The organism is Frateuria sp. (genome assembly GCF_013362045.1).
Lineage (GTDB): Bacteria > Pseudomonadota > Gammaproteobacteria > Xanthomonadales > Rhodanobacteraceae > Frateuria_A.
In genome coordinates this window covers 1-13,928 of record NZ_JABFWW010000249.1, presented here as the reverse complement: position 1 = coordinate 13,928, position 13,928 = coordinate 1, and the positions used below count along the sequence as shown (strand labels likewise).

Here is a 13,928-nt window from a genome sequence, read left to right as displayed (position 1 = left end):
ACAAGGAGTCGATCGACGAGATGAAGCACGCCGATCGGCTGATCGAGCGCATCCTTTTCCTTGACGGCCTGCCCAACCTGCAGCACCTGGGCAAGCTGCGCATCGGCGAGAACGCGCTGGAGTGCATTCAGGGCGACCTCGACCTGGAACTGGCCGCCGCGATCGACCTGCGCGCCGCCATCGCATACAGCGAAGGCATCGCCGACTACATCAGCCGCGACCTGTTCAAGACCATCCTGCACGACGAGGAAGAGCACATCGACTGGCTCGAGACCCAGCTCAGTCTGGTCAAGGACATCGGCGCCGAGCGGTACCTGCAGAACAAGATGGGCTGATTGCACGGGTTTGGATCGCCCCCTGCCCGAGAAAATGCCGGTTCCGCTGCAAAGCGTGCGGCCGTTCCTTGACGCTCTCGTCACGCTGCAGCTATACCGGGTTTCCGCGCCGTTCCGGATGTCCCCATGGCCTCACGCCCGCCACCGCGCTTCGTCGTGCGCCCGCACGACGAAGCCAGCCAGCGCCGCCGCCGGCTGTGGCTGGGTGCGGCCTGGCTGGCCAGCCTGCTGCTGACGGCGCTGATGGTCGGCATGCTGGCCTGGCGCACCACGCCCGCCGCGGTCGACCGGCGCGAAGCGAAGCAACTGGCGGCGGAAAACGAATCGCTCAAGCAGCAGGTCGCCAACCTCAGGCGAGCCCAGCAGGTCACCGACATCGCCACCCGGTCGCTGCGCGGCACCCTTGCCGAGCGCGAGGAGGAGATCAACGGCCTGCGCGCGGATCTGGGCTTCTATTCGCGGCTGGTCGGCGGCAACGCGCAGCGTGAAGGGCTCAAGGTGCAGGAGGTACAGCTGCGCCCGGTGGGCGGATCGCATGCCTGGAACCTCGCGCTCAGCCTGACCCAGAACGCCAAGCGCGGCAGCGACGTCAGCGGCACCGTCACGCTCAGCGTGGAAGGCGTGCGCGCCGACAAGGTGGTGGCGCTGGACTGGTCCGCGCTCGGCGACGCCGCGCAGAAGGACGGCCTGCCTTTCCGCTTCCGCTATTTCCAGCAGCTGCATGCCACCTTCATGCTGCCGGCCGACTTCAAGCCGACCCGGCTGCGCATCCATGTCCGATCCGAGGACGACGACGGCGTCGACCGCACGGTGGCATGGAGCGATGCGCTCTCGGGCAATCTCACCACCATCGAAGGGGGACACTGACATGCTCAACCGCCGACGCACCGACCGCGCGAACAGCGCCAGCAACGACACCAGCCTGATCGCCCGCGGCACGGTCATCCGCGGCGACCTGCGCTTCAGCGGTGCGCTGCACCTGGATGGACGCATCGAGGGCGCGGTGCTGGCCGAAGGCGAGGATGCGGTGTTCACGCTCAGCGAGCATGGCCAGGTGCACGGGGAGATCCACGTGCCGCACGCGATCATCAACGGCCAGGTGCAGGGCGACATCCATGCCGGCGAGCGGCTGGAACTGGCCCCGCAGGCGCGCGTCACCGGCGACGTGCACTACCGCACGCTGGAGATGGCCGCCGGCGCACAGGTGAACGGCCGCATGAGCCATCGGGTCGAGGCGATGGTGCCGCGCGAGCTGCCCGCGCCAGACACGCTGGAGGGCGCGGGGCTGGACGAGGCCGTGCCCGCCTGAGCGATCGCAGCGGGCAGGCGCTATCCTTGAGATCGCATCCCGCAGCCGCACATCCGTCGCATGGAAACCTTCGTCCCTATCCCCGATTACCGCCAGGCCGGCGTCCCGCTGGTCTTCACCGAGGCGGCCGCGCGCAAGGTGCACGAGCTGATCATCGAAGAAGGCAACCCCGCCTTGAAGCTGCGCGTCTACATCAGCGGCGGCGGCTGCTCGGGGTTCCAGTACGGCTTCACCTTCGACGAGGCGCAGGCCGAGGACGACTTCGCGCTCGACCGTGAAGGCGTCACCCTGCTGGTCGATCCGCTCTCGCTGCAATACCTCACGGGCGCCGAGATCGACTATGCCGAAAGCCTTTCCGGTGCGCAGTTCGTGATCCGCAATCCCAACGCCAAGACCACCTGCGGCTGCGGTTCCTCCTTCTCTACCTGAGCCGCCCGATGGCCGCCACCAACATTTTCGCCGGCCTGAGCCTGGTGCTGGACCGTGTGTCCGAGCGCCGCGACCAGCAGGCGTGGATTGCCGAACAGGCCACCCACGCCGGTGCGCGCTACCTGCCGCTCGATCCATCCGGCGAAAGCTACCTGCTGCAGGACACCGAAGGCCTGCGCTGGCTGAGCGACGCCGAGCGACGCGAGCTGTTCGCCGATGCCGAGGTGAGCCTGCTGGGCATCGCCGGCGAGCGGCCGCATTTCCTGCTCTCGCTCCACGAGGGCGCGCCGCTCGACATGCTGGAAGAGCGCCTGGGTGCGCGCCGCATCGGCCTGCGCGAAGCCGGCATGCGCCTGGGCGCGGACGAGGCGGGGCTGTTCGCCTACGCCAAGGGCCTGGCCCACTGGCAGCGCGAAACCCGCTACTGCAACGGATGCGGTGCGCCGCTGCGGCGGATGTCGGCCGGCCACCGCATGCAGTGCACCAACGGCGCCTGCGCGCGCCTGCATTTTCCTCGCACCGACGCGGCGATCATCGCGATCATCGAGCACGAAGGCGCCTGCCTGCTCGGGCGCCAGGCCAGCTGGCCCGAGGGCCGCTGGTCGACGCTGGCGGGCTTCGTCGAGCCGGGCGAGTCGCTGGAAGACGCCGTACGCCGCGAGGTGGCCGAGGAAGCCGGGGTGCGCGTGGGCGAGGTGCGCTATCACTCCTCGCAGCCCTGGCCGCTGCCCGCTTCGCTGATGGTCGGCTTTACCGGCACGGCGCTGGGGCGATCGATCGACCTGCGCGACGGCGAGCTGGCGGATGCGCGCTGGTTCACGCCGGAGCAGATCGCCGCCGGCCTGGCCGACCGCAGCTTTGCCACGCCGACCCGGCTGTCGGTGTCCTACCAGTTGCTCGCGCACTGGCTGCGCGCGCGTGCGGGGCTGGAGCTCGACGCCCTCACCGCCGGATCGATTGCGTGAGCGCCCTCGGGGCCAGCTCGCGCCTCGCGACCGCAAGACATTCCCCACGGGCCGCATGAAGCGCTTGGCCTACAATGGCCACGCACTTCCAGGAGCTTCCCCGATGGCCTTGAGCCTGCTTGCCGTCCTGATCGCCCTCGGCCTTTTGCACCTGCTGCCGCAGCTCGCGCAGTGGCGCGACGACAGGGTTTTCCGCGGCTGGGTGCGGCAGCTGGATGACACGGCCGGGCGCGGCCGCGTGCTGATCACCCTGGTCGTGCCCACCTTGCTGTGCCTGCTGCTGTCCGACCTGCTCGGCCACCTGCCGCTGGGCAGCTTCCTTCTGTTGGCCTTCGCCGTGGCGGTGCTGCTCTATGGCCTGGGGCCGCATTCGTTCGAGGCGGACCTGGAAGCCATATTGCACGCGCCCGATCCGCTCGCCCGCGAAGCGGCCGCGCAGCGTCTGGCCGAGTCTGGCCAGCGGGTGGCCTGGAACGCCCATGCGCTGGGCGAGGCGGTGGCCATGGCGGCGCTGCGCCGCCGCTTCGGCGTGCTGCTGTGGTTCTTCCTGCTCGGACCGGCTGGCGCCTTGCTCTATCGGCTGGCGCAGGCGCTGGGGCGCGACGACGCGCTTGCGCTGGATCCGGGCAGCCGCATCCACGCGGGCTTCGTCGCCAATGCGCTGGACTGGCTGCCTGCACAGCTGCTGGTGTTCACCCTGGCGCTCGTCGGCCACTGGGACGCGGTGATGGCGTCCTGGCGTCGTTGGCGCGAGCGCGCCGCACCGACCAGTTGGTACACCGACGAGCCGGATTTTCTCGCCGCTGCCGCGTGCGCCGACATCGACGTGGAAATCGAAGCGGGCGACGGTTATGCCGAGGAGCGTACGCGTCCGCTGCTGGAGCTCACCCGCATGCGCAGTGCCTTCCTGCGTGCGCTGCTGGCGTGGCTGAGCGTGGTGGCGCTGATCGTGCTGGGCGGCTGGTTGACCTGAAGTCGGCCTACGCAAGAGGAGCTGGTCTACGCCAGGGTGCCGCGCAGTTCGCGTACGCGCGCCTCCAGCGCATCCAGACGCAGCGGCTGCGGCGGCACCGGCGCGTCGACCACCAGCTCGACCCGCGCGCGGAAGCGTCGCGGCAGGCGTGCCCGGCCCAGCCGGGTGTCGCGCCGGCTCCATACGCTTCCCCATAGTCCGCGTAGCGCCATCGGCACCACCGGCACCGGTCGGCGTTCGAGGATGCGCAGCACGCCCGGCCGGAACGGCGCGACCTCGCCGTCGCGGGTCAGTCCGCCTTCGGGGAAGATGCACACCAGCTCGCCCGCGGCGAGCGCCTTGTCGATCGCCTCGTAGGCCGCCGCGAGCACGGCCGGGTCTTCCTTTTGTCCGGCGATCGGGATGGCATTCGCCGTGCGGAAGACGAAACGCAGCAGCGGGACGTTGAAGATGCGGTAGTACATGACGAAGCGCGCCGGCCGGCGGAGGTTGGCCATCAGCAGCAGCGGGTCCATGAAGCTGACGTGGTTGCACACCAGCAGCGCCGGGCCTTCCTCCGGCACGTGGCGCATGCCTTCCACGCGCACTCGGTAGAGCGTGTTCACCAGCACCCAGGTGATGAAGCGCATCGGGAACTCGGGTACCAGCGTGAAGATGTAAGCCGCCACCGCGACGTTGAGCAGCGCTGCAGCCAGAAAGGTCTCCACCGCGTCGAACCCCAGCGCGCCCAGCCCCAACCCGAAGCCCGCCGCCAGCACGATCAGCAGCGCGTTGACGATGTTGTTGCCGGCGATCACCCGCGAAAGCTGTTCGCGCGGGGCGCGCGCCTGCACGAAGGCGAACAGCGGTACTACATAGAAGCCCGCGAACACGCCGATCAGGGTGAGGTCCAGCGCCACGCGCCAGCTGCCGGCACCGCGCAGGAAAGCCAGCCAGTCCAGTCCGTGCGCCAGCGCCGCGCCGTGCCGCGCGAAGTACAGGTCCACGCCGAACGCGGTCAGCCCGAACGCGCCCAGCGGCACCAGGCCGATCTCCACGCGCCGGCCCGACATGCGCTCGCACAACAGCGCACCCATGCCGGTGCCGATCGAGAACAGCGTGAGCACCAGCGTGTTGACCGAGCCGTCGCCGCCGAGCGTCTCGCGCGTGTAGTTGGGCAGCTGCGCGATCAGCACCGTGCCGAAGAACCAGAACCACGAGATGCCGAGCACCGCGTTGAACACCGCGCGGTCGCGCCGCACGATACCGAGCACGCGGGCGGTTTCGCTCATCGGATTCCAGTTGAACTTCAACTCCGGTGCCGTCGCCGGCGCCGGCGGGATGCGCAGGCTGGCCAGGTAGCCGGCCACCGCCACGGCGATCGTTGCGCCGGAAGCCAGCCACGGCCCGAGGCCGGCCACCAGCATCAGCGAATTGCCGGCGATCATGCCGACGAGCATCGCCAGCTGCGTCCCCATCTCCACCAGCCCGTTGCCGCCGACCAGTTCGGCGGGCTTGAGCGCCTGCGGCAGGATCGCGTACTTGATCGGCCCGAAGGTGGTCGAATGCAGGCCCATCAGGAACAGAACCACCAGGAGCAGCATCGTGTCGTGCGTGTGGAAGCCGATCGCCGCCAGCGCCATGGCGCCGATCTCGAACAGCTTCACCGCGCGGATGATGCGCGTCTTCTCGTACTTCTCCGCCAGTTGCCCGGCGGTGGCCGAGAACAGGAAGAACGGCAGGATGAACAGCGCGGGCGCCAGGTTGGTGTAGAGCGACACGCTCCTGTCGTCCAGCCCCATCTGGAACGCCACCAGCATCACCAGCGCATTGCGGAAGGCGTTGTCGTTGAACGCGCCCAGCGCCTGGGTCCAGAAGAACGGCGCAAAGCGGCGCTGGCCGAGCAGGGCGAATTGGCTCATGCGGGTACCGGGCTTGGGGGCTGGCGCTAGCCTAAGCGTGAAAGCCGCCGCTTGCCATGCAGCCGTGCCGGTGTTGTTGCGGTACGGCCTGGATGGGCATACCTTGCGCCGGCAAGGTTGCATCCAGGGGCACGCCGTTCCGCCGCGTGCGAGCGCAACCTTCCGCGGCGCTCGTGGCGCCCGCCAACCAGGCGCCTGGTGTTTCAAGAGGGGAACACTGATGGGCTTCGATCGCAGATATCTGGTCTGGGCGTTGTGCTTTGCGGCGGCCGGTATGTCGCTGGGCATCTACATGGCTGCCTCGCACCATCACGAGCAACTGGTCACGCATGCCCATGTGTTGCTGGTGGGCTTCGTGCTGTCGCTGATCTACGGCATCATTCATCGCCTGTGGCTGGACGCGCCGCGGCGGGCGCTGGCGACGACGCAGTTCGTGCTGCATCAGGCGGCGGCGATCGCGCTGTCCGTGGGATTGTTCCTGCTCTACGGCGGCATCGTGCCGGAGACGACGGTCGAGCCGGTGCTGGGCGTGGGTTCGATCGGCGTGCTCACCGGCATGCTGCTGATGATCTACATGGTGCTGCGGCCGTCTACGGCGCGCAGCGTGCAGGCCGGCAGCGAGATCGCCTGACTCAGCCTCGCCGCAACGCCCGGTGCGCGATGTCGCGCCGGCAGAAGGCGCCGTTGAAGTGGATCTTCGCGGCCGCCTCGTAGGCGTGCTCGCGCGCAGCGGCGAGGTCGTTGCCCAGGGCGCAGACGGTCAGCACGCGGCCGCCTGCGGTAACCGCGTGGCCCTGGGCGTCGAGCCCGGTGCCGGCGTGGAACACCTTCACGGTCGGGTCGAAGGCGCCGTCCAGGCCGCCGATCGGGTCGCCGCTGCGCACGCGGCCGGGATAGCCTTCGGCCGCCACCACCACGCCGATGGACGGGCGGCTGTCCCATTGCGCGCGGGTGTGGTGCAGCTCGCCGTCCAGCGCGGCCTCGATGAGGTCCACCAGGTCGGACTTCAGGCGCAGCATGATCGGCTGCGTTTCCGGATCACCGAAGCGCACGTTGAACTCGATCACCTTGGGCGCGCCGGATCTGTCGATCATCAGGCCCGCATAGAGGAAGCCGATGAACGGCGCACCCTCCGCGGCCATGCCGTGCAGGGTCGGCTCGATCACTTCCTTCAGGATGCGCTGCTCCACCGCGCCGGTGACCACCGGAGCCGGCGAGTAGGCGCCCATGCCGCCGGTGTTTGGACCCAGGTCGCCTTCGTCACGGCGCTTGTGGTCCTGGCTGGAGGCCATCGGCAGCGCGTGGCTGCCGTCGCTCATCACGATGTAGCTTGCCTCCTCGCCTTCGAGAAACTCCTCGATCACCACGCGCGCCGAGGCATCGCCGAAGGCGTGTCCGCCGAGCATTTCGTGCAGCGCCTGCTCGGCGTCGGCCAGGGTCAGCGCCACCACCACGCCCTTGCCGGCAGCCAGGCCATCGGCCTTGATCACGATGGGCGCACCGTGCTGACGCACGTAGGCGAGCGCGGCATGCAGTTCGGTGAACACCGCGTAGCGCGCGGTGGGGATGTTGTGGCGGAGCAGGAAGTCCTTGGCGAAGGCCTTGGAACCCTCCAGCTGCGCGGCGATCGCGCGCGGTCCGAAAATGCGCAGGCCGGCGGCGCGGAAGCGGTCGACCACGCCGGCCACCAGAGGCACCTCCGGCCCCACCACGGTAAGTCCGACCTTCTCGGCCTTGGCCAGCCCGAGCAGGCCGTCGAGGTCGTTCATCGCCACCTGGGCGTTGCGCACGCCGCGCTCGCGCGCGGTGCCGGCGTTGCCCGGGGCCACGATCACCTCGCTGACCCGCGGCGATTGCTTGAGCTTCCACGCCAGTGCGTGTTCGCGACCGCCGCTGCCGATGACCAGGACCTTCATGCCGACTCCAACGCTCGAATGTGCGCCCCCTGGCGCAGGCGCGCATTGTAGCGGCGTGCGGCCGGGCAAACCGCCAGCGGCCATCTGCCGATGGCGGCCGCAAGAACATCCGGTCAGGCGTGGTGCCTGGCCAGCAGTTCCAGCAGCGCGGCGCGCGGCAGTTTGCCGGTCTCGTTGCGCGGCAGTGCACCGACCTTCAGCAGCGGGCGCGGCAGGAATACCGGATCGATCGCGCGGCGCAGCGTATCGAGGATGGCGTGTTCGTCCAGGCCAGGCGCCACGGCCAGCGCGGCGACGCGGTGTACGCCCAGCGTGTCCTCATCCTCGAGCTGGAACACCACGCCGTCCTGCACGCCGGGAATGGCCAGCAGCCGACGCGTGAGGTCGCCGAGCGAGGCACGCTTGCCGGCGATCTCCAGCATGTCGGCCTGGCGTCCGCGCAGGCGGAAGGCGCGGCCATCGGAGGACAGGCTGACGATGTCGGCCAGCAGCCGCGGCGCATCCAACTGCGGCGCGCTGACCTGGGTGCCGTCCGGTTGCGGGTGCAGGTGGACGTCCGCATACAGCGTCCAATCCTCCTCGCGGGTGGTGCGGCGGCTGGCGAATACGCAGGTCTCGGTGGAGCCGAACACCTCCAGCAGCGGCGCGCCGAAGCGCTCCTCCGCCGCCTGCGCCAGCTCCGGCGGCATCGGCGCGGTGGCCGAGACCATCGCCGCCAGCGGCGGCAGCGCGATGCCCGACTCGACCAGCGCGCGCAGATGCACCGGCGTGCTCACCAGCACGCGTGGCGCCGGCACCTCGGCCAGCGCGGCGGCCACGTCGGCGGGAAAGAACGGCCGTCCGGCATGCACGCTGATGCCGCCCAGCAACGGCAGCAGCACGCTCATCTCCATGCCGTACATGTGCTGCGGCGGCACCGTGGCGATCACGGTGAAGTCTTGTCCCACCGCCGCGCGCAGCATCGCCAGGTTGCCGGCGTTGCTGGCGTGGAAGCTGCGCCAGGTCTTGGGGTTGGCGCTGGGCATGCCGGTGGAGCCGGAGGTGTAGCCGATCGCCACCACCTGATCGGCGGGGATCTCCGGCCAGGCGATGCCGTCTCCTGCAGCCGTGGCGGACGGCCACGGCAGCCGGTGGTAGCCGGCGGGGGCCGGGTCCAGCGCCTGCTCGCCCAGCGCGTAGCAGCCCGGGTGTGCGGCCATCACCTCGTCCACCGCCTGCGGCGCGCGCGAGGACGGCAGCAGGTTGACCTGTCCGCGCAACACGATGGCGCAAAAGGCGACCAGGAAGGCGTAGCGGTCCTCGCACAGGTTCACCGCGGCGCTCGCGGCCGGCAACCCGGCGGCCACCTGGCGCACGTGGGCGAGGAATTGCGCTGCGCTGACCGGCTGGCCATCGCGCCAGGCCAGCACGCGCCCGGGGGCGCCGGCATGCAGCAGCGGCAGGCGCTCGGACGCCTCGTGCCGGTAGGTGTCGTAAACGATGGCCACGCCGCTTATCTCCCGTTTCGCCGATCGCCAGACGCGGACAGCATGGCCGCCGGCCATTGCAAGCCGGCGTGAAGCGCATGTGTGCTGCCGTCCGGCCCCATGCCTGCCTGCACGCGGCGCTCCCCTGGACGTTCAGGCGCGGATGATAGCGCCGCCGAGCGCATCGCGGATCACCGTGGGCCGCTCCTGGCCGCCGAGCGGCGCATCGAGCACGCCGTCCAGCGCATCGCCGAAGTAGTCCCGCACCGTCTGCGCGCTGCGTGCGGGCGGTTCGCCATGGGGATTGGCGCTGGTGGACACCAGCGCGCCGCCCCAGGCGCGGCACAAGGCGGCGGCCGGCGCATGCGCGGTCACCCGCAGCGCAATGCCCGCATGCGTACCGGCGACCCAGGCCGGTACCGCGGCGGTGCGCGGAAAGATCCAGGTGTTGGGCCCCGGCCAGCTCGCCTGTACCTGCGCCAGCACCTCGGCGGGCACCTTCGCCAGATCGACGTAGCGCTCGACTTGCGCGAAATCGGCGGCGATCAGCAGCACGCCCTGCGTGGGCGGCCGCTGCTTGAGCGCGAACAGGCGCTCGAAGGCGCCTTGGTCGTGCGGATCGCAGCCGAGGCCGTAGACCGCCTCGGTCGGGTAGGCCAGCACCCCGCCACGGCGCAGCAGCGCGACGGCGCCATCCAGGTCGGCCAGGGTGTAGTTCGAGGACACGCTCAGGCGCCGGCCTTGCCGGTCCTCTTCGTCGTGGCCGACTTCTTGCCGGGCGTTTTCTTGGCCGCGGTCTTCTTCGCCGCCTTCTTGGTCGCCGTCTTCTTCACGGCAGCCTTCTTTGCGGCCGTCTTCTTCGCCGCTGGTTCCTTCTTCGCCGCCGCCTGCTTGGTGGCGGTCTTGCGCGCGAAGCGGCCCTTCTTGGCCGGCGCGGCGGCCAGCAGCTCCAGGCACTGCGCTTCGGTGAGGTCTTTCGGCTCGGTGTCCTTGGGAATGCGCGCGTTCTTCTCGCCGTCGGTGATGTAGGGGCCGTAGCGGCCGTTGAGCACCTGCACTCCGCTGCCGAAGTCGGCGATCACGCGGTTGGCCAGCATCTCCAGCTTCTCGCGCACGATCTGCAAGGCGCGCGGCAATTCGATGGTGTACGGGTCGTCCTCCGCCTTGAGCGAGGCGTAGGTGCCGCCCTGCTTGACGAACGGACCGAAGCGGCCCACGCCCACGCTCACTTCCTCGCCGCTCTCGCTGGTGCCGAGCATGCGCGGCAGCTTGAACAGCTCCATCGCCTGTTCCAGCGTGATGGTGTGCATGCTCTGCCCTGGACGCAGCGAGGCGAACTGCAGCTTTTCGTCGGTGTCCTTGTCGCCGATCTGCGCATACGGCCCGTAGCGGCCCAGCCGCACCGAGACCGGCTTGCCGCTCTTCGGATCGAGGCCCAGCTCGCGCGCGCCGGTCGCCTCGCTGCGGTCGACCGACTCGGTCTTCTCCTCGACCTGGGTCTTGAACGGCTGCCAGAAGCGCTCCATCAGCGGCACCCAGGCCTCCTCGCCGCGGCTGACCGCATCCAGCTCGTCCTCGAGCTTCGCGGTGAAGTCGTAGTCGACGTACTGGTTGAAATGCTGGGTGAGAAACTTGCCCACCGCGCGGCCGACGTCGGTCGGCTTGAAGCGGCGGTTCTCCAGGAACACGTACTCGCGGTTCTGCAGCACCTGGATGATGCTGGCATAGGTCGATGGCCGGCCGATGCCGTATTCCTCCAGCGCCTTGACCAGGCTGGCCTCCGAATAGCGCGGCGGCGGCTCGGTGAAGTGCTGGTCGGCCAGGATGTCGGCCAGTGCGACCTGCTCGCCCTTTTCGAGGCGCGGCAGGCGTCGGCCTTCCTCGTCGTCCTCCGCGCTTTTCTGGTCGCGTCCCTCCTCGTAAACGGCCAGGAAGCCCGGGTCGACCACGGTGGTGCCGGTGGCGCGGAACGCGGCCGGGCCGCCGGCGGCGTGCGGCAGCTCGAAATCCACCGACACGGTGTTGAGCGTGGCGTGGATCATCTGGCAGGCGACCGTGCGCTTCCAGATCAGTTCGTACAGCTTGCGCTGCTCGTCGTTGAGGAATGCGGCGACCTGGCGCGGCGTGCGCATGGCCGAGGTCGGGCGGACCGCCTCGTGCGCCTCCTGCGCGTTCTTGGACTTGGTGCGGTAGACCTGTACGCCGTCGGGCAAGGCGTTGTGGCCGAAGTCGCGGGCGATCAGCGCGCGCAGTTCGTCGGTGGCCTCGCTGGAGAGCGCGGTGGAGTCGGTACGCATGTAGGTGATCAGGCCCACGTTGCCTTCGCTGCCGAGGCTCACGCCTTCATACAGGCCCTGCGCGATCTTCATCGTGCGGCTGGTGCCGAAGCCCAGCTTGCGCGCGGCTTCCTGCTGCAGCGTGGACGTGGTGAACGGCGGTGCCGGACGACGCTTGCGCTCCTTCGAGGTCACGTCGCTGACGGTCAGGCGTCCGTGCGCAGCCTCCTTGAGCGCGGCGCGCGCGGCCATCGCATCACGCTCGTTGGTGAGGTCGAACTGCTCGAACTTCCTGCCGTTGAGCTTGGTCAGGCGCGCGCCGAAGTCGCCCTCGGCGTGTTTCAGCTGCGCCTGCACGGTCCAGTATTCGCGTGCGACGAAGGCTTCGATCTCTTCCTCGCGCTCCACGATCATGCGCAGCGCCGGGCTCTGCACGCGACCGGCCGAAAGGCCCCGCTGCACCTTGCGCCACAACACCGGCGAGAGGTTGAAGCCGACCAGATAGTCCAGCGCGCGACGCGCCTGCTGGGCATCGACCATGTCGTGCGAGAGCTGGCGCGGTTGCGCCACCGCGGCCTTGATCGCCTTGGGCGTGATCTCGGAGAACACCACCCGGTGCATGCGCTTGCCCTCGGTGAGGCCGCGCTCCTTGAGGATCTCGCTGATGTGCCAGGAAATGGCCTCGCCCTCGCGATCCAAGTCGGTCGCGAGATAGATGTCGTCGGCCTGACGGGCGGCCTTGGCGATCGCGTCGACGTGTTTCTCGTTGCGCTCGATCACCTCGTACTTCATGGCGAAGTGGTTGTCGGGATCGACCGCGCCTTCCTTCGGCCTCAGGTCGCGCACGTGGCCGTAGGAGGCCAGGACCTGGAAGTCCTTGCCGAGGTATTTGTTGATCGTCTTGGCCTTGGCGGGCGACTCGACGATGAGGAGGTTCTTGGCCATCAGCTGGGGGATTCCGGAAGCGTTCCGTGCCGCCGGCTGGCGGGCACACTCTTTTATTAGTTGAGCCATGCGCTCGCGTGGGCTGTCAAGCCGGATCGCGTGAAAGCGCGACGTGGCGCGGGTTGCGGGGCCGGCGGCACGGGTGCCCGGCGGCTGAGTGGGTGGCTACCGCACGCACTGGTACCGGTTGCCGGGCAGGCTTTCGACGCGCCCGTCCAGTTCCAGCAGCAGCAACATCGAGGACAGGGCGGCCGCCGGCAGGCCGGTGCGCGCCGACAGCTCGTCGAGCGTGGCCGGGTCATGGCCCAGGGCGTCATCCAGCAGGCGGTAGTCCGGATCGCGCTCGGCCGGATCGGCGGAAACGGCCCTGCCGGCGCCGGTCGTGCTCGCCAGCCGGGCAGCAAGCTCCACGCCGAGCGCACGTGCTGCCGGAGCCAGCGCCTCGATCAGCTCGATCGGCTCCTCCACCAGCCGCGCACCCTCGCGGATCAGCCGGTGGCAACCCCGCGCCAACGGGTTGTGCACCGAACCGGGCAAAGCGAACACCTCGCGCCCCTGCTCGCCGGCCAGCCGCGCCGTGATCAGCGAGCCGGACTTCAGATCCGCCTCGACCACCAGCGTGCCCAGCGCCAGTCCTGCGATGAGACGATTGCGGCGCGGGAAGTGGTCCGCGCGCGGCGCCGTGCCGGGCGGGAATTCACTGACCAGCGCGCCATGCGCCGCGATGGTCTGCGCCAGTGCGTGATGCTGGCGCGGGTAGACCCGGTCCGGTCCGGTGCCGACCACCGCGATGGTCGGCGCGCCGACGTCCAGCGTGGCCGCGTGCGCTGCGCCGTCGACGCCGTCGGCCATGCCGCTGGTGATCACGAAGCCGGCCTGCGCCAGCACGCTGGCGAACCGGCGGGCATGCGCCAGGCCGCCCGCAGTGGCGCCCCGCGCGCCGACGATGGCCACCTGCGGACGCAGCAGCAGTGCCGCATCGCCGTCCACGAACAGCGCCGCCGGCGGCTGTGCGATGTGTTCGAGCAATGGCGGAAAGTCCGCGTCGGTGCAGCACAGCAGCCGATGGCCGGGAGCGGCAAGCCAGGCGAGGTCGGCGGCCAGCCGCGCCGTGACCGGTCGACCCAGCCAGCGGCGGGCCGCCGGGTCAAGGCTTGCTGGGGCGCGTCGCAATCCGTCGAGCACGGCATGGATGTCGCCGCCCTCGGCGGCCAGCCGCTCGCGTAGCCAGGCGGGCCCGACGCCGGGCGTACGCAGCAGGGTCAGCCAGGCGTGCAGCGCATCGGTATCGCTCATCCGGCCAGTGTAGGGAGCGCGCCACGAAAAACGGCGCGGCCGAGGCCGCGCCGTCCTGTCGGAGAACGCCGAAAGCGAAGCCTACTGGGGAAGCTCCAGGCGGTCGCCGCGGTGCAC

General features: G+C 69.8%; 13 protein-coding genes. 7 read left to right on the top strand and 6 right to left on the bottom strand.

Annotated elements, in window-relative coordinates:
- The 6 genes from bfr to HOQ08_RS11845 form a co-directional block, all read left to right on the top strand.
- The coding region (bfr, locus tag HOQ08_RS11870) for a bacterioferritin (protein ID WP_291194984.1) at positions 1-335 on the top strand (335 nt) is incomplete at its 5' end.
- Positions 336-461: 126 nt separating this feature from the next.
- A complete protein-coding gene (locus tag HOQ08_RS11865) occupies positions 462-1,202 on the top strand; it encodes a DUF6776 family protein (protein WP_291194982.1) in 741 nt (246 codons plus the stop codon).
- A 1-nt stretch (position 1,203) separates the two neighbouring features.
- Complete coding sequence (locus tag HOQ08_RS11860) at positions 1,204-1,644, top strand: polymer-forming cytoskeletal protein (protein WP_291194980.1); 441 nt, start codon at positions 1,204-1,206, stop codon at positions 1,642-1,644.
- A gap of 60 nt (positions 1,645-1,704) precedes the next feature.
- Entirely contained in the window at positions 1,705-2,073 is a 369-nt protein-coding gene (gene erpA, locus HOQ08_RS11855; protein ID WP_291194978.1) for an iron-sulfur cluster insertion protein ErpA, read from the top strand.
- Between the two features lie 8 nt (positions 2,074-2,081).
- Positions 2,082-3,038 carry an NAD(+) diphosphatase gene (nudC, locus tag HOQ08_RS11850; RefSeq protein ID WP_291194976.1) on the top strand — a complete coding sequence of 319 codons (957 nt, stop codon included), beginning with the start codon at positions 2,082-2,084 and terminating at the stop codon, positions 3,036-3,038.
- Between the two features lie 103 nt (positions 3,039-3,141).
- On the top strand, positions 3,142-4,011 hold the full coding sequence (locus HOQ08_RS11845) for a beta-lactamase induction protein (RefSeq protein ID WP_291194974.1): 870 nt from the start codon (positions 3,142-3,144) through the stop codon (positions 4,009-4,011).
- A gap of 26 nt (positions 4,012-4,037) precedes the next feature.
- Here the strand turns inward: HOQ08_RS11845 and HOQ08_RS11840 are convergent, their stop codons facing one another.
- Positions 4,038-5,912 carry an MFS transporter gene (locus HOQ08_RS11840; protein WP_291194972.1) on the bottom strand — a complete coding sequence of 625 codons (1,875 nt, stop codon included), beginning with the start codon at positions 5,910-5,912 and terminating at the stop codon, positions 4,038-4,040.
- A gap of 220 nt (positions 5,913-6,132) precedes the next feature.
- On the opposite strand from HOQ08_RS11840, the gene HOQ08_RS11835 reads away from it, so the two are divergent.
- Positions 6,133-6,543 carry a TonB-dependent receptor gene (locus HOQ08_RS11835; protein WP_291194968.1) on the top strand — a complete coding sequence of 137 codons (411 nt, stop codon included), beginning with the start codon at positions 6,133-6,135 and terminating at the stop codon, positions 6,541-6,543.
- Between the two features lies 1 nt (position 6,544).
- On the opposite strand, the gene purD is transcribed toward HOQ08_RS11835, so the two are convergent.
- The 5 genes from purD to dprA form a co-directional block, all read right to left on the bottom strand.
- The gene (gene purD, locus HOQ08_RS11830) at positions 6,545-7,828 is read right to left on the bottom strand and encodes a phosphoribosylamine--glycine ligase (RefSeq protein WP_291194965.1); all 1,284 of its coding nucleotides are present in this window, start codon (positions 7,826-7,828) and stop codon (positions 6,545-6,547) included.
- 113 nt (positions 7,829-7,941) lie between these two features.
- Positions 7,942-9,315: an AMP-binding protein gene (locus HOQ08_RS11825; RefSeq protein ID WP_291194962.1), complete on the bottom strand. Its 1,374-nt coding sequence runs from the start codon at positions 9,313-9,315 to the stop codon at positions 7,942-7,944.
- A gap of 132 nt (positions 9,316-9,447) precedes the next feature.
- Positions 9,448-10,020: a Sua5/YciO/YrdC/YwlC family protein gene (locus HOQ08_RS11820; RefSeq protein ID WP_291194959.1), complete on the bottom strand. Its 573-nt coding sequence runs from the start codon at positions 10,018-10,020 to the stop codon at positions 9,448-9,450.
- Positions 10,021-10,022: 2 nt separating this feature from the next.
- Entirely contained in the window at positions 10,023-12,515 is a 2,493-nt protein-coding gene (locus tag HOQ08_RS11815) for a DNA topoisomerase I (RefSeq protein ID WP_291194956.1), read from the bottom strand.
- A gap of 165 nt (positions 12,516-12,680) precedes the next feature.
- A complete protein-coding gene (gene dprA, locus HOQ08_RS11810; RefSeq protein WP_291194953.1) occupies positions 12,681-13,811 on the bottom strand; it encodes a DNA-processing protein DprA in 1,131 nt (376 codons plus the stop codon).
- Positions 13,812-13,928: the final 117 nt, after the last annotated feature.

Bases quoted from the DNA above. Each gene is read 5' to 3' on its own strand.
- nudC (WP_291194976.1), top strand. From the start codon at position 2,082: ATGGCCGCCACCAACATTTTCGCCGGCCTGAGCCTGGTGCTGGACCGT.
- HOQ08_RS11840 (WP_291194972.1), bottom strand. From the start codon at position 5,912: ATGAGCCAATTCGCCCTGCTCGGCCAGCGCCGCTTTGCGCCGTTCTTC.
- HOQ08_RS11835 (WP_291194968.1), top strand. From the start codon at position 6,133: ATGGGCTTCGATCGCAGATATCTGGTCTGGGCGTTGTGCTTTGCGGCG.
- dprA (WP_291194953.1), bottom strand. From the start codon at position 13,811: ATGAGCGATACCGATGCGCTGCACGCCTGGCTGACCCTGCTGCGTACG.
- purD (WP_291194965.1), bottom strand. From the start codon at position 7,828: ATGAAGGTCCTGGTCATCGGCAGCGGCGGTCGCGAACACGCACTGGCG.
- HOQ08_RS11815 (WP_291194956.1), bottom strand. From the start codon at position 12,515: ATGGCCAAGAACCTCCTCATCGTCGAGTCGCCCGCCAAGGCCAAGACG.
- erpA (WP_291194978.1), top strand. From the start codon at position 1,705: ATGGAAACCTTCGTCCCTATCCCCGATTACCGCCAGGCCGGCGTCCCG.
- HOQ08_RS11865 (WP_291194982.1), top strand. From the start codon at position 462: ATGGCCTCACGCCCGCCACCGCGCTTCGTCGTGCGCCCGCACGACGAA.
- HOQ08_RS11860 (WP_291194980.1), top strand. From the start codon at position 1,204: ATGCTCAACCGCCGACGCACCGACCGCGCGAACAGCGCCAGCAACGAC.
- HOQ08_RS11845 (WP_291194974.1), top strand. From the start codon at position 3,142: ATGGCCTTGAGCCTGCTTGCCGTCCTGATCGCCCTCGGCCTTTTGCAC.